This window comes from Streptomyces sp. JNUCC 64, from assembly GCF_054484115.1.
In genome coordinates this window covers 2347709-2371246 of sequence record NZ_CM137015.1, presented here as the reverse complement: position 1 = coordinate 2371246, position 23538 = coordinate 2347709, and the positions used below count along the sequence as shown (strand labels likewise).

Here is a 23538-nt window from a genome sequence, read left to right as displayed (position 1 = left end):
CCCGCACCACACTGTCCCTCGGTGAGGGGGCCGACCGCGTCGGGCGGAAGTCGCGGGCAAGGGTGACGGAAGGAGGGACGGGCCGGTGGCCGCGCGGACTTTGGACGGAGCGGGCCGTGACCTCCGGAGGGGCCGGGTCCGTTGGCGGGGCCGGGTCGGCTGAGGGGCGCGTCCGTTGCCGCCTGAGGTCGCGTCCGCTGGAGGGGCTGCGGCCTCCGGTGAGGACGCGTCCACCGGAGGGAACCCGGGCCGCCCGCTCAGCCCTCCGTCCGGAGCGGGCCCGGGGGCCCGTCCTCCCTTCCGCCGCCCGGGACGGGCCTCAGCGTTCGCCGCCGGGCACCCACAGCACGTCGCCGTTCTCGGTGTTGGCGACCCGGGCCAGGATGAACAGCAGGTCGGAGAGACGGTTGAGGTAGGTGGCGGTGAGCGGGTTCATGGTCTCGCCGTGCGACTCCAGCGCCGCCCAGGTGGACCGCTCGGCCCGGCGGACCACGGTGCACGCCTGGTGCAGCAGCGCCGCGCCGGGGGTGCCGCCCGGCAGGATGAAGCTGCGCAGCTTGCTGAGCCGTTCGTTGAACCGGTCGCAGTCCTCCTCCAGTCGGTCGACGTAGAACTGCTCCACCCGCAGCGGCGGGAACTCAGGGGCCTCGACCACGGGGGTCGAGAGGTCGGCCCCGACGTCGAAGAGGTCGTTCTGCACCCGGGTGAGGACGGCGACGACGTCCTCGTCGAGGTTGCCGAGGGCCAGGGCGGTGCCCAGGACCGCGTTGGCCTCGTTGGCATCGGCGTAGGCGGCGATGCGGAGATCCGTCTTGGCCGTGCGGCTCATGTCTCCGAGGCTGGTGGTGCCCTGGTCCCCGGTCCTGGTGTAGATGCGCGTCAGATTGACCATGGGTCCAGCGTAATGACGCCCGGCGCGCCCCGTCCGTCCGGTCCGCCTGGTCTGTCCGACCGTCTCCTGCCGTCCGGTCGGGCACTCCGCCCGGTCACGCCCGGCCTTCCCGGAAGACCCGGGTGCCCACCGCCATGGCCACCAGGGCCGTCCCCAGGGCGACCAGCGTCCCGTACAGCATGTCCCCGGTGGCGTACCGCCCCGCGTATCCGTCGCGCACCGCCTCCACCAGGTAGCGCAGCGGCACCGCCCGGGACAGGGCGTCCAGCCATCCGGGGGCGAGGGACATGGGCAGCATCAGCCCCGACAGCAGCATCACCGGAAGGGCCACCGCGTTCACGGTCGGCGCGAACTGGTGGGCCGCCGTGATCCGCAGCGCCAGCGCGTACGACAGCGAGCCCAGCGCCACCGTCAGCACCGCCACGAACGCGAACCCTATGAGCACCCCCGCGAGCGGCGCGCGCAGCCCCATCGCCAGGGCGGCCAGGACCACCAGGACCGATTGGGTGGTCAGCAGCGCGGCGTCCAGCAGCACCCGCCCGAGGAGCAGCGCCAGTCTGCTGACGGGGGTGGCCCGCATCCGGTCGGTCACCCCCTGGCCCTTCTCGACCATCACGGAGAGCCCGGCGAAGGAGGCGCCGAACAACGCCAGCTGGAGCAGCAGTCCCGGGGTCAGCACCCGCCAGGAGTCCGCCCCCTCCCCGAGCGGTAACCCGGTGAGCAGCGGGCCGAAGAGGACGAGGTAGAGCAGCGGCATCGTCAGCCCGAACAGCATCTGGAACCGGGAGCGCAGCAGTTTGCGGGCGTACCGGCCGAAGATCAGCGCGGTGTCGGTGAACAGGGCGGCGGGCACGAGGCTCCTCCGGGAGACGGGAGACGGGAGACGGGAGACGGGAGGCAGGCGGTTGGCCGGGACCAGGGACCAGGGAGCAAGGGGCGAGGGCGAGGGGCCAGTGCAGGGGAGGGTGCGCGGGTGGCGCGGGGCTCGCGCGGGAGATGAGGAGGCGGTTGGTCAGACGGCGAGCGGGGCGGGGTCGCGGGAGAGCGCGGTCCGTCCCGTGAGGGCCAGGAAGGCGTCCTGGAGGGAGGCGTCGATCGATCCGGCGTGCGCCAGTTTGAGCGCGGTCGGGGTGCCGTCCGCGACGACCACGCCCCGGTCGATGACGACCAGCCGGTCGGCGAGGGCGTCCGCCTCGTCGAGGTAGTGGGTGGTGAGGACGACGGTGGTGCCGTGGGTGTCGCGCACCGAGCGGACCAGCTCCCACAGCAGGGCGCGCCCGGCCGGGTCGAGTCCGGTCGTCGGCTCGTCCAGGAAGAGGACTTCGGGGTGGTGGACCAGTCCCATCGCGAGGTCCAAGCGGCGCCGCTGGCCGCCGGAGAGGGCGCCGCAGGGCCGGTCGAGTACTCCCTCCAGCCCCAGTTCGGCGGCGAGCGCGGCGGCGCGGGCCACGGCCTCGTCCCGGCCCAGCCGGTGCAGCCGGGCCTGGGTGACCAGCTCCTCCCGGGCGGTCAGCGCGGGATCGAGGCCGCCGGACTGGGCGACGTATCCCGAGCGGGCGCGGACGCCCGCGGGGTCGGCCGCCAGATCGTGGCCCGCGACGGTGGCGGAGCCGGAGGTCGGCGGCAGCAGGGTCGTCAGCATCCGCAGGGTGGTGGTCTTCCCCGCGCCGTTGGGGCCGAGGAGTCCGAGGATCTCGCCGCGCCGGACGGTGAGGTCGACGCCCCGGACGGCTTCCACCGGTCCCCGGGGCGTGGCGAAGGTCCGGGCGAGGCCGGACGTGGTGATGGCGGTCATGGATCCAGGAAAACAGGGTCCATTGAATTTTGCAATGCCTCCAAGATTGGGGTCACTCGAACGAGGGGGATGCCTCCGGGCTCGCTAGGGTGGCGCCATGGCTGACGCGCGGACGGGCACACCGGGGGAGACGGACACGCCGGGAAGGGCGGAAGCGCCAGGTGGGGCGGAGGGTGCGCGTGAGGGGCTGCGGGAGCGCAAGAAGCGCCGGACCCGGCAGCACATCTCGGACACCGCGACCGGACTCTTCCTCGAACGCGGCTTCGACGCCGTCACCATCGCGGAGATCGCCGAGGCCGCCGACGTCTCGGTCAACACCGTGTACAACTACTTCCCGGCCAAGGAGGACCTGTTCCTCGACCGGGCGCCCGACCTCGTGGACCGGCTCGCCGGATGGGTGCGCGGCAGACACCCGGGGGAGTCCGCCGCGCGGGCCGTCCTGCGGCAGCTGCGCGCGGAGGTCGAGGCGGTCTCGCCCCGGGTCGGACTGGCCGAGGGGTACGACCGGTTCCTCGTCGTGATGGAGGACGCGGCGGCGCTGCGCGCCCGGGTGCACCTGCTGGACCAGCAGATGTTCACCCACCTGGAGCGGACCCTCCGGGAGGAGACCGGCGCCGCCACCGGGGACCGGCTGCCCGGCCTGATGGCGGGGCAGATCGACTGGGTGCACCGCACGGTGATGGAGGTCATCCGCGGCGGGCTCATCGGGGGCGGCACCCCCGAGGCGGTCTCCCGGGACGCCCTGGACGCCCTCGACGACATGGAGGAGCTGCTCGGCGAACGGGTCCTCAACTACGCCGTCCGCGACGAGGGATGACCCGGGTCGCGCGGGAGGGCGGTGAGCGGGCGCGGCGCGCGGCGGTCCGGACGGGGCAAGCGGTGTGATCTCCGTCATTCGGGGCGTGACACGCATCTCTTCCCCTCCACGGGGGCCTTCGGGGCCGCTAAGGTCCGCCGGAAGGGCGCTGTGGTGAGCGCGGGCGGACACCGGGTGACACCGGCGCGCGTCCACGCGACGGACGTCCGGCGGTGCCGGAGGGATCCGGCGGGCGCCGGGTGACCCGGACGCCCCGGCAGGACAGGACGACCGGCGCCGACCGGCGCGGGACGACCGGGGGGAACGACCAACGGCCCCCGGCGGACCGCACGGGAGCGACGGCGCCACCGACGAGACGGCGCCGACGACACGGACGCGGGAGCGGACGGTCGGCCGGCGGCGAGGCGGCAGGCGCGGTCGGCGCGTACCGGGCGCGGACGGCGTACGGAGAGACGAAGGACGCGGACGGCGCGCACAACGCGGACGACGCGGAGAACACACGTCAACAGCGGTGAGGGGTGCAACGTGGCACGGAAGCTGGCCGTCATCGGAGCCGGTCTGATGGGTTCCGGAATCGCGCAGGTGTCCGCGCGGGCGGGCTGGGACGTCGTCCTGCGCGACGTCACGGACGAGGCGCTGACGCGCGGTACCGACGCCATCGAGGCGTCGTACGGCAAGTTCGTCGCCAAGGGCGAGCTGGACGCCGCCGACGCGGGGGCCGCGCTCGCCCGGATCACCACCACCACCGATCTGGACGCGGTGGCCGACGCCGATCTGGTGGTGGAGGCGGTCTACGAGAAGCTGGAGGTCAAGCACGAGATCTTCCGCGCCCTCGACCGGCTCGTCCGGGACGACGCCGTCCTCGCCTCCAACACCTCGGCCATCCCGATCACGAAGATCGCGGCGGTCACCGAGCGCCCCGAACGCGTCGTCGGCACCCACTTCTTCTCGCCCGTCCCGCTGATGCGGCTGTGCGAACTCGTCCGCGGCTACAAGACCAGCGACGAGACCCTGGCCACCGCCCGGGAGTTCGCCGAGTCCGTCGGCAAGACCTGCGTCGTCGTCAACCGCGACGTCGCGGGCTTCGTCACCACCCGGCTCATCTCCGCCCTCGTGGTCGAGGCGGCCAAGCTGCACGAGGCGGGGGTGGCCAGCGCCGAGGACATCGACCTCGCGTGCAAGCTGGGCTTCGGCCACGCCATGGGGCCGCTGGCCACCGCCGACCTCACCGGGGTCGACGTCCTGCTGCACGCCAGCGACAACATCTACACCGAGTCGAGGGACGAGAAGTTCGCCGCGCCCGAGCAGATGCGCCGCATGGTCGACGCCGGTGACCTCGGCCGCAAGAGCGGCCGGGGCTTCTACACCCACTGAGCACCCACGAAGCACCCATCGAGCACCCACCGGGCATCCACCGAGCACTCCTCGGCGAGCACCCACCGAGCACCCGTCGAGCGCTCGCCCAGCAGTACCGGGCGCTCACCGAGCGACCACCGGCACCCCCGCCGGACACCCCTCGGCGCCCTCCGCCGACGCACCGGCCGAACGGCCCGCGCGGTCCCGGCGGAGGGGCGGCGCGGACCCGTGGTCCGGGGGCGGGCGACGCCCCGGACCGCGGCACCGGTATGACACCGCGTCACCCCGGGGATCACCCCTCGGAGTGAATTCGATATCGGTTCGCTTACAACCAGCAACTAGGGTCGCTCACCGGCAGTCAGTTGCAGTGACATAGCCGGACAGCAACGGATCACCCATACGGACCACATCGCCGACCACGGTCACGGCCACGGAACACGGGGAGCGCATATGTACATCAGGGGCGACCACGCCGAGCTGGTCGTCGGGGGCCGCCTCGACGTCCGCAGCGCGGCGGACGCCCGTACGGTCCTGCACGCGGCGGTCGACGACGGCACCGGTGACCTGGTGCTCGACCTGTCCGAGCTCGACTCCTGGGACGCCACCGGCCTCGGCGTCATCATGGGCGCCCACCGGCGCGCGGGCCGCAACGGCCGTCGGCTCGTCCTGCGCGACGTCCCTCCCCAGATGCAGCGGCTCCTGGTGGCCACCCGGCTGCACCGCATCCTCGCCATCGAGGGCGGCATCGGCCTGGAGTCGCTGCCCCGCGTATGACCGCGCGTTCGATTCTCATCGGACTGTGACGTCCACGGCCCCCCGTAGCACGTCCGTTCGGGGATACTGTCGCGAGATCCAGTGCCCCGACCCCCGTCCCGTCCGCCGCCCGTGCGGACGGACCGACGGGGAGGGGGAACCGCGCCCGTGCCGACGCGCCGGGCGCGGGCCGCCGGGCGGGGCGCGGTTCCACGGCGCTCTTGCGCGGTACCACGAGGCTCTTGGGGGGCTGAGGAAGCATGGACCCGACGAACCGGGAACCGGAGCGGCACGGTCAGGACGGCTCCGGCGACCGGACGGCGCGCGGCGCCGGACCCGACCGTCGCGTTCCGGCCACTTCCGGCCCCGACGGCCCCCGGCACCCGGACCCGTCCCACGGGCCCTCCGACAGCCCGCACGACGACGCCCCGTACGACAGCCCGCCCGGCGGTGCGCCCCGGGGCGTGCAGGCCGCCGCGTCCGTCGACGGCCCGCCCCGGCCCTCCGCGCCGCCCGCCCGGCCCGCGCCGCCCGCCCTCCGCAAGCCCGCCGCCCCGCCGGTGCCCGTCGCCCCCCGGGCCCCCGAGCCGATACCCGGCCCCGTGGCCGCGTCCCGTCCCCGGCCGCCCCGCGACCCGCTCACCCCCGACCCCGGCGCCCCGCACACCGCCCGCGGCCCGGTCCGGCTGATCGCCGGGGACCTGCTGCTCACCATCAACCCGGTGGACGGCAGCGAGATCGAGACCTGCCCGCCCGGCGAACTCCCCGGGCCGCCCGTCCGGTACGGCGCCGAGGCCCGCCAGGAGGCCCGTCGCTCCGCCACCGCGCCCGTCCCCTCCGGCCCCGCCCCCGACCGCCCGGTCCTGCTGGAGCGCGAGGACGAGCACGACCGGCTGGTCGAACTCCTCTCCCAGGGCCGCTCGGTACGGCTCGGCGGAGCCGCCGGATCCGGGCGGACCGCCCTCCTCGACGCCGTCGCGGAGGCGTGCGCGGACCTCGCCCCGGACGGCGTCGTCCGGCTCACCGGCTACCGCAGGACCGCCACCGACCTGCTGTACGAGCTGTACGCGGCCGTCTTCGACGGCACCGGCCACCGGCCCGACCGGGCCGCGCTGCTCGACCGCGTCCGGGACATCGGCGCCGTCGTCGTCATCGACGACCTCGCCTTCGGCGGCGGCCCCCTCGACGAACTCCTCGACGCCACCCCCGAGTGCGCGTTCCTCTGCGCGGTGGCCCCCGGCACCCCCGCCCCCTCCGCCGACGCCCCCGTCGACGAACTGACCCTGGCCGGTCTGAGCCGCGCCGCCAGCACCGAACTCCTGGCCCGCGCCACCGGACGCGCCCTCACCGAGGCCGAGACCAACTGGGCCGGAGACCTCTGGTTCGAATCCGAGGGACTGCCCCTGCGGTTCGTCCAGGCCGGGGCGCTGCTGCGGCACCGCGACGCGGCCGTCGCCGCGGACGTGGCGGACGCCGTGGACACCGACGACGAGGCCACGGCCGCCGCCACCGGGACCCCCGGGGACCCGGACCGGGCGGACGACGCCCCCGGCGACCCGGCCCCGCCGCCGCTGCCCTCCCTCGCGGAGGGCGCCGCGCCCGCCGCGCTGCTCGCCGCCGGGCTCAGCGAGGCGGCGCGCGCCGCGCTGCGGTTCGCCGTCGTCCTGGACGGCGAGGTCCCGCACCAGGCCCATCTGCCCGCCCTGATCGGCGACACCCACGCCGACGCCGCGCTCACCGAACTCGTCACCGCCGCGCTGGTCACCCCCGTCGGCGCCCGGCACCGCCTCGCCCCCGGGGTCCGCGCCCAACTGGTGGCCGCCGGATACCCCGACGACGGCACGGACGCCCCCGACGACACCACCGGACGGCACGCCCTGGTCGTCGCCCGCCACTACGCCTGGTGGGCCGGACACCCCTCGGTCGCGCCCCGCCGGGTCGCCGCCGAGGGGGACGCCGTCCTCGCCGCCCTGGCCGCGCTCACCGCCGCCGGGGCGGGCGACGGCCGGGCCGAGCCGCTGGACCCGGCCGCTGACGACGGCCCCAGCGCGCCCGTCGGACTGGCCCGGGCCGCCGCGCCCGTCCTGGCCGCCGGGGGCGACTGGAGCGCCTGGGAGGCCGTGCTGCGCCTCGGCGTCGAGGCCGCCCGGCACACCGGGGAGATCGGCGAGGAAGCGTACTTCCACCACGAGCTGGGCGTCCTCGCGCTCTGCGCGGGCCAGTTCGGGCGGGCCCGCGCCGAACTGGAGGCGTCCGTCGCGATGCGCGCCGCGGTCGCGGACCGGCGCGGAGCCGTCGCCGGACGCCGGGCGCTGGCCCTGCTGACGGACCGCTCCGGCGGACCCGCCGGTCCCCTCGCGGGGTCCGCCACCGCTCCGGAGGACCCGACCGTCCTGGTGGCGCGGTACGGACCGCGTCCGGTGCCGCCCGCCGCCACCCGGGCCGTCCCGCTGGTGCCCGGCGCCCCCGGGACGCCGAAGGCACCGGGCACCGGGGGAGTCTCCGCGCGGCTGCGCGGGCTGCGCCGGACCGTCCTCCAGGGGGCCCGCCGCAACCTCGCCGCGACGGGCGCCGGGGCGCTGCTCGCGGCGGTCCTCGGCACGGTGGTGACGCTGGGGGTGATCTCCGACGACACCGGTTCCCCCGCCGAGCGGGTCAGCCCGGACCCGACGGTCAGCCGGAGCGTGGACGACGCCCCGGACGACGACACCCCCGAGGCCGCCGAGGACCCGGTCGCCCCCGCGACCACCCAGGACACCCGCAACGTGGCCGAGGAGGTCGACCAGCGCACCGGCTCCACCGCCCGGCCGGTCCGACCCGCGCCGACCCCGTCGACGGTGCCCTCCGCCCCGAGCCTCCCGACCAGCCCGGCACCCGGGACGAGCGGGGCGTCCAGCCCCGGGGGGAGGCCCACGGAGCCCACCGGCCGCCCCAGCTCCCCGACGACCCGGCCGGGCACCCCGACCACGCCCGCCTCGCCACCGGTGAGCACCCCGTCGAGCCCCGGACCGACGGCCCCGACCTCCTCGGCCCCGACCCGTCCGACCCGGCCGCCCATCACGCCCCCGACCCGCACCCCGACCCGGCCCTCCACCTCCGACGGCTCGATCGCCCCGTCCGGCGGCGCCCCCGTCGCCGTCCCCGACGAGGCGACGCCCCCGACTCCGTGACGGAACGTCCCGTCGGGGTGCGCACTCCGGCGGGACGTTCCGGACCCCTCCGGGCGGACGGCGCGCCCCGCAGGGGCCGGGCGTCCCGGAACGGGACACGCGGCCTGCGGGAACCGGACGCCCGTCGGAACGCGGAACGCCCGGCCACCGAGGGGTGGCCGGGCGAGGGAGAGACGGGCGGGCGGAGCGGTCCGGCGGCGGCCGGAGCGGTTCCAGGACGGCCGGGGCGGGCGGCGCGGCCCGGGCGGTGGTCACGGAACCGCCGGAGGCGCAGCCCGTCGGAGCGGCCCGGGCGGTCACGGAACCGTCGGACCGCCCCGGCGGCGGAGCCGGTGAGCAGGTCAGAACAGCCGGAGCTTGTCGTCCTCGATGCCGCGCAGCGCGTCGTAGTCGAGGACCGCGCAGCCGATGCCCCGGTCGGTCGCCAGCACCCGGGCCTGCGGCTTGATCTCCTGGGCGGCGAACACCCCGCGCACCGGGGCCAGGTGCGGGTCCCGGTTCAGCAGCTCCAGATAGCGGGTCAGCTGCTCGACCCCGTCGATCTCGCCCCGGCGCTTGATCTCCACCGCGACGGTGGCGCCCTGGGCGTCCCGGCACAGGATGTCCACCGGGCCGATCGCCGTCGGGTACTCCCGGCGGATCAGGGTGTAGCCCTCGCCCAGGGTCTCGATGCGGTCCGCGAGCAGTTCCTGGAGGTGGGCCTCCACCCCGTCCTTGATCAGCCCGGGGTCCACGCCCAGCTCGTGGGAGGAGTCGTGGAGGACCTCCTCCATGGTGATGATGAGCTTCTCGCCCGCCTTGTTCACCACCGTCCACACCGCGCTGTCCTCGCCGGTGCCCTCCTTCAGGACACAGGGCGGTGACATCCAGTTGAGGGGTTTGTAGGCGCGGTCGTCCGCGTGGATGGAGACGCTGCCGTCCGCCTTGACCAGGATCAGGCGGGGGGCGGAAGGAAGGTGGGCGGTGAGCCGGCCGGCGTAGTCCACGGAACAGCGGGCGATGACGAGACGCATGGTCGGCAACGCTACTGGACACCGGGCGCCCGACGCGATTCGCCCTGGAAGGCCCCCGTACGCGAGTGGCCGGTTGTGGCCGCGTTCTTCTGGTGCCGCCCGGCCACGATGCTTACCGTGGACGCGGGAGGTCGCGGAGCGTGCACCCTGCGTAGGCGGACTCCCGCCCTGTCCGTGAACCCCCGGCACCGGGGGTGCGAGAGGAGAACCCATGTCGCTCGACGTCTCACCGGCCCTCCTGGAACAGGCCGAGCGAGGCGAGGTCGACGAAGCCGCCTTCGTCGACTGCGTCCGGACCTCCCTGCCCTTCGCCTGGGAGATGATCAGCTCCCTGGTGGCCCAGCTGAAGGTGGACGGCGGCGCGTTCGCCGACAACCAGACGCCCCCGCCGGACGAGCACGCCCGTGGCCAGCTGCTGCGCGCGCTCGCCAGCGACGCGATTCGCGGCGCGCTCCAGCGGCACTTCGGCGTACGGCTGGCGTTCCAGAACTGCCACCGCGTGGCGGTGTTCCCGCTGGACCCGGCGGTGGACGAGACGCTGGCCCGTTTCACCTCGATCCGCAACCAGCTCCTCAACCAGTCGCCGGAGCTGCGGGACTGCTGACTGATCCGTGCGAACTCGCTGTTCCGGACCGGCACCACCACGACAGGTCCGGAACGGTGAGGGCGAGGCGGCCGGAGCCGCCCGGGGTCACCGCAGCTGGGGCAGCACTTCGGCGCCCAGCCTGCGGACGTTCTCCTCGGTGGCCGCCAGCTCGCCCGACCCCTCCGTCAGCAGGGCGAACCGGGTGATCCCGGTGCGCTCCGAGGTGGCCGCGAGGACGTCGGCGCAGTACTGCGGGGTGCCCACCGGGTGCAGTGAGCACAGCAGTTCCGTGTAGGCGACCGGATCGCGCATCGAGCGGGCCCGGCCGTCGACGGTGACGTGCGCGGCGAGCCCCTGCCGCAGCCAGCCGGGCATCGCCTTGCGCAGGGTTTCGGACGCCTCGGCGTCCCGGTCGGCGATCTGGACGACGCCCGCCGAGACGTGCGCCGCGCCCAGCACCTCCTCCGCCGGGCGGCCGTGGGCGCGGGCGTGGGACCGCCACAGCGAGAGCATCCCGGCCTTCTCCTCGTCGGAGGCGTGCATCCCGAGCAGCATCGGCAGCCCCCGCTCGGCGGCGAGCCGCACCGAGGCCGGGGAGGTGCAGGCGACGACGACTTCCGGTCCCTTCCCGTCGGAGGACGCCTGCGCCGACTGCGGTACGACGTCCACCGGACGGAACTGGAACCGCTCCGTCCGTGCGCCGACCCTGGCCTCCGTCAGCCAGCGCAGCAGCAGATCGAGGGACTCGGGGAAACCGCTCTCGTACGCCTCCAGGCCCGCGCCGAACACCTCCAGGTCGACCCAGGGCCCGCCGCGCCCCACGCCCAGGGAGAAGCGTCCGCCGGAGGCGAGGTGCAGCAGCGCGGTCTGTTCCCCGAGGGCGACCGGGTGGGCCGTCGGCAGCACGCTCACCGCCGTCCCGACCCGGAGCGTCCGGGTGCGTCCCAGCAGCAGCGCGGCCAGGGTGACCGCCGAGGGGCAGGTGCCGTACGGCACGAAGTGGTGCTCCGCGAGCCACACCGAGTCGAGCCCCGACTCCTCGGCGACCTCCGCCGTCCGCACCGCCCGGTGCAGTGCCTCCCCCTGGCCCTGGCCCGGGAACTGGGCCGCCAGTACGAAACTTCCCACGCGCATGCCGTCGCCTCCTCCGCACCGTGTTCCGGTGCTCCCCCTCGTTCCCTCACCCGGCATCAACGCCCCACGCGCGCCGAGGGCACGGCCGAACGGAAGATTGACGGATTGTCGGGGTATTACGGGCCGATGGCGTACCCATGAGACCGCCCCCGGCCCTCCTGGTCGGCGCGTACGCTTGACGGCGCGTCCGTTGTTCCCGAGACCGAGAGGTGCCCCGTGTCCCCGCGCCACAATCGCCCCAAGGGCGGCAAGGACTCCGCAGAGAGGGGCTCCGCCGACGACCACGACCGGTACGGCGGTTTCGAGAGCACCCAGACCTGGCGCGGCGAGGAGTGGTCCGTACGCCATGTGGCGGGTGCCAGTACGGCGGGGAAGACGTACCGGTGCCCCGGTTGCGACCAGGTGATCGGGTCGGGGGTACCGCATGTGGTCGCCTGGCCGCAGTACGCGGGCGTGGACGACCGGCGGCACTGGCACAAGGCGTGCTGGGGGGCCCGCGACCGCCGGGAGAGCCGCGCCCAGCGCGGTCGGGGCACCCCGCGCCACTGAGCCGCGACGCTGACCGGGTGTCCGCGCGCGACGTCCTCGGCGGCACCGGTCCCGTACGCGCTTCACACCCGTGCGCGCGCCTCGCCCCCTCACTCCGTGCCCGGTGGACCCGCCGTCTGACGGGTCCCGCTCTCGTCCCGGTCTCCCGGGTGAAACGGCCGGGGGCCGCCCGGGGAGGTCCCCGGACGGCCCCCGGCCGTGGAGCGTGGACGGTCAGACGTCCCGGCGGTCGAGCAGGGTGAAGGCGCCCGCGACCGCGGCGGCGGTGAGCACGATCAGGAAGACCAGCTGCGAGGTGCCGCTGCCCTCGCCCGGGTTCAGTCCGAAGATCTCCGCCAGGGCGTTGGGGGCGGCGTAGTCGATCATGGTCTCGCCGATCTTCGCCGTGCTGGGGGAGAACATCAGGAACGCGGGCAGGATCGCCGGGACGAGCACCGCGCCGAGCATGGTGGTGATCGCGCCCGCCGAGTGCCGCAGCATCGCGCCGACCGCGACCGACAGCACCCCGACCAGCGAGACGTACAGGGCGCCCTTGAAGACGCTGGGTGCCCAGGAGATCTTGGCGCTGCCCTCGTGCATCCCGGCGGTCACCAGGCCGACGAAGCCGATCGCGAGGACCGACACCGAGAACGCCACCGCGAAGAAGATGATCAGCTTCGCCGCGAGCACCCGCCAGCGCGCGGGGGAGGCGGTCAGCGTGGTGCGGATCATGCCGGTGCCGTACTCGGAGGAGATCACCAGCACGCCCAGGGTGATCAGACAGATCTGCCCCAGGATCAGCCCGAAGAACGCGGGGACGGTGTACGGCACCTCGGAGTAGTTCTCGTTGGTGGTCTCCCCGGCGACCGCCAGGCCGATGCCGACGACCAGCAGCAGGAACACCCCGAGCGTCCACATCGTGGAGCGCACCGACTTGATCTTCGTCCACTCGGAGGCGAGGGCGTGTCCCAGATGGGTGCGGGCGATCGGGATCGGCGAGGTGTACACGCCGCCGGGCTGCGACGGCCATCCGGCGGCCGGGGCCTGGGCCGCCGGGACCTGCTGCTGGGGCGGCGTGGACGGCGTGCTCATCAGGAGACCTCGGGGGTGTGCGTCGGGGCGGTGGCCGGGGGAGCGGCCGGAGCGGCCGGGGGCGCGGGGGCGGCCGGGACCGGCGGGGCGGCCGGGGGCGCGGGGGCGGCCGGAGCGGCCGGGGCCGCGTACGGGTTCGGCTGGGCGCCGGGGCCCGCGGGCGGCTGCGGCGCCGCGAACGGCTGGCCGCCCTGCTGGGGCGGCGGCGGGGCGTACCAGCCGGGCTGGCCCTGTCCGGCGACCGGCATCGCGGGCTGCGGCACCGCGCCGGGCGGCAGCGGCTGCTGGAGTCCGGCGCGCTGGTCGTCGGTGGAGCGGTAGTCGACGACGCCCTGCGTCATCCGCATGTACGCCTCCTCCAGCGACGCCTGGTGCGGGGACAGCTCCCAGAGCCGGACGTCCGCCCCGTGCGCCAGCTCGCTGATCCTCGGCATCTTTAGCCCCATCACCCGCAGCGCGCCGTCCGGCTCGGACAGCACCTGGCCGCCCGCCCCGGTCAGCGCGGCCGTCAGCTTCTCGCGCTGCGCGGGCTCGCCGTCGGGGGTGCGGACCCGGGCGAAGTCGGCGGAGTTGTGCGAGATGAAGTCCCGCACGCTCATGTCCGCGAGGAGCTGGCCCCGGCCGATCACGATGAGGTGGTCGGCGGTGAGGGCCATCTCGCTCATCAGATGGGAGGAGACGAAGACCGTGCGGCCCTCGGCGGCCAGCGACTTCATCAGGTTGCGCACCCAGAGGATGCCCTCCGGGTCGAGACCGTTGACCGGCTCGTCGAAGAGGAGCACCTGGGGGTCCCCGAGGAGCGCCGCGGCGATCCCGAGCCGCTGTCCCATGCCCAGCGAGAAGCCCTTGGAGCGCCTGCGGGCCACCTCCTGGAGGCCCACCACCCCGAGCACCTCGTCCACCCGGCGGGCCGGGATGCCGGAGAGCTGCGCCAGACAGAGCAGGTGGTTGCGGGCGTGCCGTCCGCCGTGCACGGCCTTGGCGTCGAGCAGTGCCCCCACCTGGCGCGGCGCGTTCGGCAGCTGGCGGTACGGGTAGCCGCCGATGGTCACCCGGCCCGCGGTGGGGTTGTCCAGCCCGAGGATCATCCGCATCGTCGTGGACTTGCCCGAACCGTTGGGGCCGAGGAAGCCCGTCACCGAACCGGGGCGCACCTGGAAGGAAAGGTTGTACACGGCCGTCTTGGCGCCGTAGCGCTTCGTCAGGCCGACTGCCTCGATCATGCTCCGCACCCAATCAGCAGGCTCAGGACGACGGGGCAGACGCCCCCCGTAAGGATTAGGAGGATATCCGGGGCTTGACGGTTCCGGCCAAAACGGAACGTTCCGTGGGATGGCCGGAACCCGCTGTAGGGGCCCGGTGGGCCGCCCTCGGGGCGTGCCGGGGGGTCTTCGGGGGCCGTCGGGCGGCGTGCGGGGCCGCGACGCGCGCGGGCCGAGGCGCGCGGGTGCGCGCCCCCGCCGCCCTGGCTCAGGCGTCCCGGCGCTTGAGCAGCAGATATCCGCCCAGCAGGGCCACCACCACCCACACGACCATGATCGTCAGCCCGCCCCAGGGGCCGTAGGGGGTGTCGTCGCCCGGCGGCCGGACCACCTCCATGATCTTGCTGCCCGCCTGGTCGGGGAGGAACTGCCCGACCTTCTTCGTCGCGGACACGTTGCCGAGGATGGCGGAGATCAGGAAGAAGAACGGCATCAGGATGCCGAGCGCCAGCATCGGACTGCGCAGCATCGTGGCGACGCCCATCGAGAACACCGCGATCAGCGTCATGTACAGCCCGCCGCCGATCACCGCCCGCAGCACCCCGGGATCGGAGAGCGCGGCGCGGTGCTCCCCGAGCGCCGCCTGCCCCAGGAAGAACGAGGCGAAGGCGGTGAGCACGCCGACCACCAGGGCGAGCGCCGTCGCCACGGTGACCTTCCCGGCCAGGAACACCCCGCGCCGGGGCACCGCCGCCAGCGAGGTGCGGATCATTCCGGTGCTGTACTCGTTGGAGACGACCAGCACCCCGAACACGATCATCGCGAGCTGTCCCAGGGTCATCCCCGCGAAGCTCACCAGCGTCGGGTCGAACGACAGCCGGTCGCCCGGACTCAGATTGTCGAACTCGTTCCGGGCCAGCACGCTGATCAGCACACCGAGCCCCACCGTCACCACGAACGTCAGCGACAGCGTCCAGACCGTGGACGCCACCGACCGGATCTTGGTCCACTCCGAGCGCAGGACCTGGGCCGCCGCCATCTCAGCCCCCCTCCCCGCCGGAGCGCCGCCAGCCCTCGCCCCACCCGGGCCGGGCCGGTGGCGCCCCGCCCCCGACCCCGTCCCCGCCCCCGACCCCGTCCCCGACCCCGACCCCGTCCCCGCCGCCGTCCCCGGAGCCGGGGACGGCCGGGTCGTGCGCGTGGTACTCCACCGCGCCCGCCGTCAGCCGCATGAACGCCTCCTCCAACGACGCCTGCTGCGGGCTCAGCTCGTGCAGGGTCACCCCGTGCGCCCCGGCCAGCTCGCCCAGCCGCTCCGGTCCGTGCCCGTCCACCTCCAGCACCCCGTCCGCCGCCTCCACCACCGTGATCCCGGCGCCGCTCAGCACGTCGAGCAGCCGTTCCCGGTCGGGGCCGCGCAGCCGGACGTAGGAGCGGGAGTTCTCCCGGATGAAGTCCGCCATCGAGGTGTCCGCGAGCAGCCGCCCCTGCCCGATGACGACGAGGTGGTCGGCGGTGAGGGCCATCTCGCTCATCAGATGGGAGGAGACGAAGACCGTGCGGCCCTCGGCGGCCAGCGACTTCATCAGGTGCCGGATCCAGTGGATGCCCTCCGGGTCGAGCCCGTTCACCGGCTCGTCGAACATCAGGATCCGGGGGTCCCCGAGGAGCGCCGCGGCGATCCCGAGCCGCTGTCCCATGCCCAGCGAGAAGCCCTTCGCCTTCTTCCGCGCCACCGCCGTCAGCCCGACCGCGTCCAGCACCTCCCCGACCCGGGACCCGGGGATGCCGTTGGACTGCGCCAGACACAGCAGATGGTGGTAGGCGCTGCGTCCGCCGTGCATCGCCTTGGCGTCCAGCAGCGCGCCCATCGCGGTGAGCGGATCCGGCAGCTCCTCGTAGGAGTGGCCGTCGATGCGCACCCGGCCCGCCGTGGGGTGGTCGAGCCCCAGCATCATCCGCATCGTGGTCGACTTCCCCGCCCCGTTGGGACCGAGGAAACCGGTGACGGTCCCCGGTCGCACCGTGAACGTCAGCCCGTCGACCGCCAGCTTGTCACCGAACCGCTTCGTCAGACCCTCCAGCTCGATCATCCCCCTACGCTAAGCCGTGGGGTTCGCCCGTGCCTGTTGTGCGGCACGGGCGTACCGGGGCACCCGCCGGCGTCCGCCCCCGGACGCACCCGTGCCCGGCGCGGCCACCTGGGCCGTGCCGGGCACGGGACGGAACTCCCCGCGCGAGGGACGCGGGGGACCGGACGATCGGCTTCCTACGACACGGCTAGCGGGTCTGCTGGGCCGGAACGCCACGCGAGACGGTCTCGTCCTCCACCGGGGAAGCGGCGGCGGCGACCGCCGCGCCCGTGAGGGTCGCCAGCATCTCGCGCACATTGGTGAGCTGCGCGTTGATCGAGTCGCGGCGGTTGGTGAGGGCCGCCAGCTCCCGCTCCGATTCGCTGCGGATGCGGTCCGCCTTGGCGTTGGCGTCGGCCACGATGTCCTCGGCCTGGCGCTGCGCCGTCTCCACGGTCTGACGGGCCCGGCGCTCGGCGTCGGTGCGCAGCTTCTCCGCCTCCAGACGGAGCTGCTCGGCGCGGTGCTCGATCTCGGCGAGACGCTTCTCGGCCTTCGCCTGACGCGACGCCAGGTCGCGCTCGGACTGCTCGCGGCGCTTGGCCAGGTTGGTCTCGAAGTCGGCGGCGGCCTGCGCGGCCTTCGCCCGGGTCTCCTCGAAGAGGGCGTCCGCCTCCTCACGCTTCGACTGCGCGTCCTTCTGCGCCTCGGCCCGCAGAGTGGACGCCTCGCCCTTGGCCTTCTCGACGATCCGCAGGCCCTCGTCCTCGGCCTTCGCCTTGCGGTCCGCGGCGAAGGTCTCGGCGTCGTTGCGCACCTGCTGGGCGGCCGACTCGGCCAGCTCGCGGTGCTGCTCGGCGGCGCGCCGGGCCTCCTCGCGCAGGTCCTTCGCCTCCTCCTCGGCCAGCCGCAGGATCTTCTCTACGCGCGCGCCGAGTCCGGCGTACGACGGCTCGGCGTCGCTGACCTGTGCCTGCGCGTTCTGCGTTTCGAGGTGGAGTTCCTCGATCCGCTTCTCCAGCGCGGTGATCCGGGTCAGGGCACTGTCGCGATCGGAGACGAGCTTGGAGATCCGTTCGTCCACCTGAGCGCGGTCGTACCCACGCCGCACAAGCTCGAAGCCGTAGGGGGAAGTGTCGCTCATGGGGTTCCTGTCGAAGAGACCGGTGAGGTGATAGGGGGAATCCTAGGGGGCGGAACGGCGTGTCATCGAGCGGATACAGTTTTGCCGCGGAGAATGACACCCCTTTTGGGTGGCGGAGCCCATCGGCGGGGCTCCGAGGCACCGTCAACCACAGGAAACAAGGCCGGACATCGGCGGTGCAAGGGCCCGGACGTCACGAGACGGCTTCCCCGGCCGGATCGCGACGAGCCCTCAGCGACCCCGTCCGGCCCGCCCCCGGACCACCGGCCCGGTACGCGTCCGATGACCGGACCGTACGGACCCGCTGACCGGATGTGACCGACCGGCTGCCGGTGGGCCCCGGGCGCGAACGCCTCCGGCCCCTGCCCGGTGCCGAGCCGTCCGTCAGCCAGCCGTCAGCCGACCGGAACGGGACGGGACCGGTACGGGGAACGGACCCGGCCCGACGGAACGGCACCGGGAACCGAACGGAAGCCGACCGGAGGGACGGGACCGGGAACCCGTCGGCCCGGACGCCCTGCCCGCCCGCCCCGGCGGAACGGCCCCCGAGCCCCCGGCGGACGGTCCAGCCCCCGGCGGTCGGAACGCCGCGCGGAACCGACCGCCCCGCTCAGTTGCCTGACGGTTTGCCACCCGACCGGGTGCCCCCGGCCGCCGCGCCCGCCTTCACCCCGGGACCGCCGCCCGCGGGCTTGCCGCCGGGCGGCGCCTCGAACGACTCCAGCGCCTCCAGCACGTCCTGCACCCGGGAGATCTCGGCGTTGATGTCCTGCCGTCGACGCGTCAGGACGTCCAGCTCCCGCTGGCCCTCGTCCACCGTGTGCTTGGCCCGCTGCTCCGCCTCGTCCCTGATGCGTTCGGCCTCGCGGGTCAGCGCGGCCTTCTTCGCGGCGGCCTCCTTCAGCAGGCCCTCGGCCTTCTTCACGGCCGCGATCCGCACCCGGCTGGCCTCCGAGTCGGCCTCCGCCTTCAGCTCCTCGGCCTTGGCGCGCGCCGTGGTCAACTGCTCCTCGGCGGCCTTCACCAGGGCGTCGCAGCGCTCGCCGGTGGAACGCATGGCCTCCGCCGACTCCCGCCGCGCCCGCTCGTGCAGTTCCTCGATCTCGCCGGTGATCCGCTCCCGCAGCTCCTCGGCCCGCTCTCTTATCGCCGTGGCGTCCCGGCGCGCGCCGACCAGCAGCTCGTCCGCGTCGGTACGGGCCCGCTCCACCAGCGAGTTGCCCTCGACGGTGGCCTCCGCGACGATCCGCTCGGCCTCCCCGCGCGCCGCGCCGACCATCGTGTCGGCCTGCTCCTCGGCCTCGGCCGTGGTCTTGTGGGCCTTCGACTGGGCGTCGGTGGCGAGCTTGTCGGCCTCCGAGACGGCTTCCGTGATCAGCGCGTCGACCTGCTCGGCCGCCTCCGAACGCCGCTTGTTGGCGTCCTTGCGGGCCTGGTCCAGCGCCCGTTCGGCGGCGTTCCGGGCCTCGCCCACCACCCGCTCCGCCTCGGTACGGGACTCGGTGCGGGTGCGCTGGGCCTCCGCCCGGACCCGTTCCGCGTGCTGACGGGCCGACGCGACGGTCTCCGACGCCTCCGCGCGCAGCCGCTCGGCCTCGTCGGTCGCCTCCGACACCCGGCGCTCGGCCTCCGCGGTGGCCTCCGCGCGGACCCGTTCGGCCACGGCGGTCGTCTCCGTGCGCAGCCGTTCGGCCTCCCGGGTCGCCTCCCCGACCAGCTGGTCGGCCTGGGCGGCGGCCTCGGAACGGATCCGGTTGGCGTCCTCCCGGGCCTCCGCCCGGGTCCGCGAGGCGTTCTGCTCGGCCGTGGCGATGCTGTTCGACGCCTCGGTGCGGGCCCGCTGGGCGTGCTCGGAGGCGTCCGCCCGGGCGCGCTCGGCCTCGGCGATGGCCTCGGCGACCGTGCGCTCCGCGAGGGCCTTGGCGGCCTCCGTCTCCTCCCGGGCCTCCCGTCGGACGCGGGCCGCGTCCTCCCCGGCCCGCTCGCGCTCCGCGTAGGCGTCGGAACGGACCCGGTCGGCTTCTTCCTGGGCCTCGGTACGGGTGCGCTCCGCCGCGTGCTCGGCGGCGCTGCGCAGCCCCGTGATCTCCTCCTGGGCCTGCTCCTGGAGCCCGGCCACCGCGTCCCGTACCGACTGGGCCTTCCGCTCGGCGCCGCTCACCAGGTCGGTGGCGCGCCGGTCGGCCTCCTCGGTCAGCCGGACCGCCTCGGCCTGGGCCTCCTCGACCCGGCCGCGCGCCGAGGCGAGGAGTTCCTCGCTCCGCTCGCGGGCGCGTTCCCGTTCCTGGTCGGCCTCGGTGCGGGCGGCGCCCAGCAGTTGCTCGGCCTCGCGGCGGCGGCGGGCCGCCTCCTCCTGGGCGGCGGCCAGCGCCTCGGCGGCCTCGGTGGCGGTCCGCTCGGCGGCGGCGGTGGCCTCGGCGCGCAGCCGGTCGGCCTTCTCCCGGGCCTCGACCGTCAGCCGCTCGGCCTCCGCGGCGGCGTCCGAACGCAGCCGGACCGCGATGTTCTCGCCCTCGGCGCGGGCCGTGGAGGCGTCGGCGGCGGCCTCGGTGCGCAGCCGGTCGGCCTCCGCCCCGGCCTGGGCCTGCAGGGCGCGGGCCTTCTCGGTGGCCTCGGCGCGCAGCCGGTCGCTCTCCTCGGAGGTCTCCCGCCGCAGCCGGGCGGCCTCCTCGCGGGCCTCGGTCAGCGCCTGCTCGGCGGCGGTGCGGCGCTCCTCGGCCTCGGCACGCAGCCGGGCCAGTTCCGCGTCGCTCTCCGCGCGCGCGGCGGCGGTGGCCCGTTCGGTCTCCTCGCGCAGTTCCCCGGCCGCCCGTTCGGCGGCGGCGGTGGTCTCCCCGGCCCGCTCGGCGGCCTCCTCGCGGGTGCGCTCGGCCTCCTCGCGGGTGCGCTCCAGGGTCTCCTCGGCCTGTTTGCGCAGCGCGGTGGCGCGCTCGATGGCCTCGGTGCGGACCCGCTCCGCCTCGGTCTGGGCGGTGCCGCGCAGCTCGTCGGCGTCGGTCCGCGACTTGGCGAGGATCTCCTCGGCGGTCTTGGCCGCCTCCTCGATCTGCTGGACGGCCTCCCGCCGGGCCTCGCCCCGGATGCGCTCGCCCTCCGCGACGGCGTCGGCGCGCAACTGCTCGGCCTCGCCGCGCAGTCGACGGGCCTCCTCCTGGAGTTCGACCGTCTTGGCCCGGTACTCCTTGGTGTCGTCCTGGGCCGCGCCCTTGAGCTGCTCGGCGATGTCGTTGGCCTCGCCGCGCAGCCGGTCCGCCTCGGCCTCGGCCTCCTTGCGCAGCCGCTCGGCCTCCTCGGCGGCGGCCTTGGTGGTGGCCTTGGCGTCCTCGGTGGCCTTGGTCAGCACCTCCTCCGCCGTCCGGGCCGCCTTGCCGAGCTGGGAGGCGGTCTCCTCGGCGGTGACCGTGCGGGCCTTCTCGGCGGCCTCCGCGATGATCTTCTCGGCCTCGGCGCGGGCGTCCGCGACGGCCTGCTCGGCCTCGGCGCGGGACTCCTCGGCGTCCTTGGTCGCCTCCGCGACCAGCCGCGCGACCTGCTCCTTGGCGGTGCGGGTGCGCTGCTCGTTGGCGGACTCGGCGGCCGCGAGCCGTTTCGCGGCGGCGTCCTTGGCCTCGGTGAGGGCCTTCTCCGCCCCGGTCCGCGCCTCGCGCAGCGCGGTCTCGGCCTCCGCCATCCGCTCGTCGGCGGCGCGCGCCAGTTCGGTGGCCTGACGGCGTGCCTGATCGGTCTCGGCGGTGGTCGTGGTACGCAGCCGCTCGGCGTGGTCGGTGGCCTCCTGGGCCTGCGCGGACGCCGTGTTCAGCATGCGCTCGGCGTCGGCGCGGGCCCGCCGCAGCAGGGCCTCCGCCTCCGCGCGGGCGGTCTCCGCCTCGGCGGTGACCCGCTGCCGGGCCTCGTCCGCGACCCGCTGCCCCTCGGCGCGGGCGGCGGCCAGCGCCTGCTCGGCCTCGGTGCGCGACTCGTCGAGGAGCCTGCGGGCCTGCTGCTCGGTACGGGCGCGTAGTTGCTCGGCCCAGGCGACGTTCTCGTTGACGTGGGACTCGACGGTGGCGCGGCGCTCCGACAGCTCCTGGTCCAGCTGCTGACGGCGGGACACGGCCTCGGCGTGCAGTTCGGACTGGAGCCGGGCCTGCTGCTCGGCGTGCTCCTGACGCATCCGCTGCGTCTGGGCGCGCACTTCGCGCAGTTCGCGCTCGGTGTCGGTGCGCAACTGCTCCGCCTGCATCTGGGCGTTGCGCATCATCTGCTCGGCCTGGTAGCCGAGGTCGCCGCCGTCGTACGCGGGGCGGGTCGCGAGGGTGCGGCGCGCCTCGTGCAGCTTGGCGCGCAACACCTCGACCTGGTAGCCGCGGTCCTCGGCGTGCTGAACGGCCTTCTCCCGCTCGGTCTTCAGCCGTTCCATCTCGGCCTCGAACCGAGAGAGGTGGTCGACGTCAGCCCGCTCTCGCTCCTGGCGTTCGTAGCCCCGCACAGCGCGGTCCCATCCGTCCCCTGGTCGTAAACCTCTCCAACGAGCACCGTTCATCCGCCCGAACGGGGCCCCCGGGGAATGGTGTCAGATCACCGGCGGAGCCTGGGCGACCGCCCCGACGCACGCCCCGACACCCGGACCCCGGCCATGGCCGCCCCACACGTGGCGGCCGTGGCCAACCCTACCGGCCCCCGTCTCCCTCTTGGCCTGGGCGACGACCTTTTCCCGCCGGGACGCGCGGGGCGCGGCCGGTGCGACGGGGGCGCGCGGGCCCCTCCGGGGCGGGGGAGGGAGGGAGCGCGGAGAGGGGAAAGCGCGGGGAGAAGGGCGGGGAGGGCCTGGTGGCGGGGTGGGCGCGGCGGCCCGTACGGGGCGGGCGGCCCGGGGCGGGGGCGGCCGCGCGGGGCGCCCGGTCCGGGTGCGGACCGGGCGCGCCGTTACCGCCGTACGGGCGGTCCCGGCCGGTCCGGTCCGGGACAGCCGGGGCACGAGGTACGGCGAGGTGGGGCGGTGGCCCGGGTGGGGCTTACGGCGGTGGGGTGCGCGGAGGGACGGCGGTGCCGCGCGGTCCGGCGGGGACGGTATCGCCCGGTGGGGCGTACGGCGGTGGTGCGGCACGGCGGCACGGCGGGACGCTGGCGGGGTACGGCGGTGGTGCGGCACGGCGGGACGCTGATGGGGTGGGGTGTACGGCGCACGGCGGGACGGTGGCGGGGTGGGGGTACGGCTGCACGGCGGGATGGTGGCGGGGTGAGGCGTACGGCGGTGGTGCGGGACGGCGGGACGGTGGCGGGGTGTACGGAGGCGCGGAGAGTCGGTGGTGCGTGGCGGCGGGCGGTGGCGCGCGGAGGCGGGAGCGGTCCGTCGCCGGGCGGTCCGGGCGGGGCGCGCCCAGGGGTACCGGTTCCGGCCCCTTTCCCGTCCTCGTCTCCGTCCTCGCCGTTTCCGTCCGCGTCCCGGGCTCCGCGTCCCCCGGCGCGGGAGGAGCGGGAAGGAAGAAGGAGCCGGGACGGGGGCGGAGGCGGTTCAGTGCGCGGTGCCGTCGTCCTCCGGCCGGTCCCGCCCGGAGGCGGGGGCGGAGGTCACGAGTTCGGTGAGGACGCCGTGGCAGTCCTTGGGGTGCAGGAAGGTGATCCGGGAGTCCATCGAACCGCGCCGGGGCTCGTCGTACAGCACCCGTACGCCCTTGTCGCGGATGAGCGCGGCGTCGCCGTCCACGTCGGCGGTGCCGAAGGCGACGTGGTGGACGCCCTCCCCGTTCTTCGCCAGCCACTTGCCGACGGCGGAGTCCTCCCGGGTCGGTTCCAGGAGCTGGAGGTAGGTGGCGCCGCCGTCGTCCGTGCCGTTGATCCGCAGCATGGCCTCGCGGACGCCCTGCTCCTCGTTGATCTCGGAGTGGTACACCTCGAAGCCGTACGTGGCGCGGTAGAACTCGACCGTCCGGTCGAGGTCGAAGCAGGCGATCCCGATGTGGTCGATGCGCGTCAGCATGCCCCCAGTGCACCGCCTCCCGGAC

18 protein-coding genes are annotated in these 23538 nt (G+C 75.0%); 6 read left to right on the top strand and 12 right to left on the bottom strand.

The annotated features are described in order from the left end of the window. Positions 1-319: 319 nt before the first annotated feature. From ACVWNX_RS09330 to ACVWNX_RS09320, 3 genes are all read right to left on the bottom strand, one after another. Positions 320-892 carry a cob(I)yrinic acid a,c-diamide adenosyltransferase gene (locus ACVWNX_RS09330; RefSeq protein ID WP_454413427.1) on the bottom strand — a complete coding sequence of 191 codons (573 nt, stop codon included), beginning with the start codon at positions 890-892 and terminating at the stop codon, positions 320-322. Between the two features lie 94 nt (positions 893-986). After that, the gene (locus tag ACVWNX_RS09325; protein WP_454413426.1) at positions 987-1745 is read right to left on the bottom strand and encodes an ABC transporter permease; all 759 of its coding nucleotides are present in this window, start codon (positions 1743-1745) and stop codon (positions 987-989) included. A gap of 159 nt (positions 1746-1904) precedes the next feature. Then, positions 1905-2687, bottom strand: a complete 783-nt coding sequence (locus ACVWNX_RS09320; protein ID WP_454413425.1) for an ABC transporter ATP-binding protein — start codon at positions 2685-2687, stop codon at positions 1905-1907. Between the two features lie 97 nt (positions 2688-2784). Here ACVWNX_RS09320 and ACVWNX_RS09315 point away from each other — a divergent pair, with 97 nt between their 5' ends. The 4 genes from ACVWNX_RS09315 to ACVWNX_RS09300 all read left to right on the top strand — a co-directional run bounded on the left by ACVWNX_RS09315 (position 2785) and on the right by ACVWNX_RS09300 (position 8783). Continuing rightward, positions 2785-3504 carry a TetR/AcrR family transcriptional regulator gene (locus tag ACVWNX_RS09315; RefSeq protein WP_454413424.1) on the top strand — a complete coding sequence of 240 codons (720 nt, stop codon included), beginning with the start codon at positions 2785-2787 and terminating at the stop codon, positions 3502-3504. A gap of 525 nt (positions 3505-4029) precedes the next feature. After that, the gene (locus tag ACVWNX_RS09310) at positions 4030-4878 is read left to right on the top strand and encodes a 3-hydroxyacyl-CoA dehydrogenase family protein (protein WP_454413423.1); all 849 of its coding nucleotides are present in this window, start codon (positions 4030-4032) and stop codon (positions 4876-4878) included. A 432-nt stretch (positions 4879-5310) separates the two neighbouring features. Next, positions 5311-5634, top strand: a complete 324-nt coding sequence (locus ACVWNX_RS09305) for an STAS domain-containing protein (RefSeq protein WP_454413422.1) — start codon at positions 5311-5313, stop codon at positions 5632-5634. Positions 5635-5873: 239 nt separating this feature from the next. Beyond that, a complete protein-coding gene (locus ACVWNX_RS09300) occupies positions 5874-8783 on the top strand; it encodes an ATP-binding protein (RefSeq protein WP_454413421.1) in 2910 nt (969 codons plus the stop codon). Between the two features lie 341 nt (positions 8784-9124). Here ACVWNX_RS09300 and nucS read toward each other — a convergent pair whose 3' ends face one another. Further along, positions 9125-9796, bottom strand: coding sequence for an endonuclease NucS (nucS, locus tag ACVWNX_RS09295; protein WP_454413420.1), 672 nt, complete (start codon positions 9794-9796; stop codon positions 9125-9127). 211 nt (positions 9797-10007) lie between these two features. Here nucS and ACVWNX_RS09290 point away from each other — a divergent pair, with 211 nt between their 5' ends. Then, on the top strand, positions 10008-10400 hold the full coding sequence (locus ACVWNX_RS09290) for an SCO5389 family protein (protein ID WP_454413419.1): 393 nt from the start codon (positions 10008-10010) through the stop codon (positions 10398-10400). An 87-nt stretch (positions 10401-10487) separates the two neighbouring features. Here ACVWNX_RS09290 and ACVWNX_RS09285 read toward each other — a convergent pair whose 3' ends face one another. Then, entirely contained in the window at positions 10488-11516 is a 1029-nt protein-coding gene (locus tag ACVWNX_RS09285) for an LLM class flavin-dependent oxidoreductase (protein ID WP_454413418.1), read from the bottom strand. Positions 11517-11732: 216 nt separating this feature from the next. Between ACVWNX_RS09285 and ACVWNX_RS09280 the strand changes: the two genes are divergently transcribed. Beyond that, positions 11733-12065 carry an ATP/GTP-binding protein gene (locus tag ACVWNX_RS09280; RefSeq protein ID WP_454413417.1) on the top strand — a complete coding sequence of 111 codons (333 nt, stop codon included), beginning with the start codon at positions 11733-11735 and terminating at the stop codon, positions 12063-12065. Between the two features lie 213 nt (positions 12066-12278). Here ACVWNX_RS09280 and ACVWNX_RS09275 read toward each other — a convergent pair whose 3' ends face one another. The 7 genes from ACVWNX_RS09275 to mce form a co-directional block, all read right to left on the bottom strand. Beyond that, a complete protein-coding gene (locus ACVWNX_RS09275; RefSeq protein WP_454413416.1) occupies positions 12279-13136 on the bottom strand; it encodes an ABC transporter permease in 858 nt (285 codons plus the stop codon). After that, on the bottom strand, positions 13136-14359 hold the full coding sequence (locus tag ACVWNX_RS09270; RefSeq protein WP_454413415.1) for an ABC transporter ATP-binding protein: 1224 nt from the start codon (positions 14357-14359) through the stop codon (positions 13136-13138). The genes ACVWNX_RS09275 and ACVWNX_RS09270 overlap by 1 nt, the downstream gene beginning before the upstream one ends. A gap of 247 nt (positions 14360-14606) precedes the next feature. Further along, positions 14607-15377: an ABC transporter permease gene (locus tag ACVWNX_RS09265; RefSeq protein WP_454413414.1), complete on the bottom strand. Its 771-nt coding sequence runs from the start codon at positions 15375-15377 to the stop codon at positions 14607-14609. A gap of 1 nt (position 15378) precedes the next feature. Beyond that, on the bottom strand, positions 15379-16431 hold the full coding sequence (locus ACVWNX_RS09260) for an ABC transporter ATP-binding protein (protein WP_454413413.1): 1053 nt from the start codon (positions 16429-16431) through the stop codon (positions 15379-15381). Between the two features lie 187 nt (positions 16432-16618). Next, positions 16619-17554, bottom strand: a complete 936-nt coding sequence (locus ACVWNX_RS09255) for a coiled-coil domain-containing protein (RefSeq protein WP_454413412.1) — start codon at positions 17552-17554, stop codon at positions 16619-16621. A gap of 610 nt (positions 17555-18164) precedes the next feature. Then, a complete protein-coding gene (gene scy, locus ACVWNX_RS09250) occupies positions 18165-22022 on the bottom strand; it encodes a polarized growth protein Scy (protein WP_454413411.1) in 3858 nt (1285 codons plus the stop codon). 1026 nt (positions 22023-23048) lie between these two features. Then, positions 23049-23513: a methylmalonyl-CoA epimerase gene (mce, locus tag ACVWNX_RS09245; protein WP_454413410.1), complete on the bottom strand. Its 465-nt coding sequence runs from the start codon at positions 23511-23513 to the stop codon at positions 23049-23051. Positions 23514-23538 lie beyond the last annotated feature (25 nt).

What these genes read in the sequence shown, in the direction of transcription:
- ACVWNX_RS09255 (WP_454413412.1), bottom strand. Translation starts at nt 17,554, where the DNA reads ATGAGCGACACTTCCCCCTACGGCTTCGAGCTTGTGCGGCGTGGGTAC.
- ACVWNX_RS09320 (WP_454413425.1), bottom strand. Translation starts at nt 2,687, where the DNA reads ATGACCGCCATCACCACGTCCGGCCTCGCCCGGACCTTCGCCACGCCC.
- nucS (WP_454413420.1), bottom strand. Translation starts at nt 9,796, where the DNA reads ATGCGTCTCGTCATCGCCCGCTGTTCCGTGGACTACGCCGGCCGGCTC.
- ACVWNX_RS09305 (WP_454413422.1), top strand. Translation starts at nt 5,311, where the DNA reads ATGTACATCAGGGGCGACCACGCCGAGCTGGTCGTCGGGGGCCGCCTC.
- ACVWNX_RS09315 (WP_454413424.1), top strand. Translation starts at nt 2,785, where the DNA reads ATGGCTGACGCGCGGACGGGCACACCGGGGGAGACGGACACGCCGGGA.
- mce (WP_454413410.1), bottom strand. Translation starts at nt 23,513, where the DNA reads ATGCTGACGCGCATCGACCACATCGGGATCGCCTGCTTCGACCTCGAC.
- ACVWNX_RS09290 (WP_454413419.1), top strand. Translation starts at nt 10,008, where the DNA reads ATGTCGCTCGACGTCTCACCGGCCCTCCTGGAACAGGCCGAGCGAGGC.
- ACVWNX_RS09330 (WP_454413427.1), bottom strand. Translation starts at nt 892, where the DNA reads ATGGTCAATCTGACGCGCATCTACACCAGGACCGGGGACCAGGGCACC.
- ACVWNX_RS09270 (WP_454413415.1), bottom strand. Translation starts at nt 14,359, where the DNA reads ATGATCGAGGCAGTCGGCCTGACGAAGCGCTACGGCGCCAAGACGGCC.
- ACVWNX_RS09265 (WP_454413414.1), bottom strand. Translation starts at nt 15,377, where the DNA reads ATGGCGGCGGCCCAGGTCCTGCGCTCGGAGTGGACCAAGATCCGGTCG.
- ACVWNX_RS09260 (WP_454413413.1), bottom strand. Translation starts at nt 16,431, where the DNA reads ATGATCGAGCTGGAGGGTCTGACGAAGCGGTTCGGTGACAAGCTGGCG.
- ACVWNX_RS09300 (WP_454413421.1), top strand. Translation starts at nt 5,874, where the DNA reads ATGGACCCGACGAACCGGGAACCGGAGCGGCACGGTCAGGACGGCTCC.
- ACVWNX_RS09275 (WP_454413416.1), bottom strand. Translation starts at nt 13,136, where the DNA reads ATGAGCACGCCGTCCACGCCGCCCCAGCAGCAGGTCCCGGCGGCCCAG.
- ACVWNX_RS09285 (WP_454413418.1), bottom strand. Translation starts at nt 11,516, where the DNA reads ATGCGCGTGGGAAGTTTCGTACTGGCGGCCCAGTTCCCGGGCCAGGGC.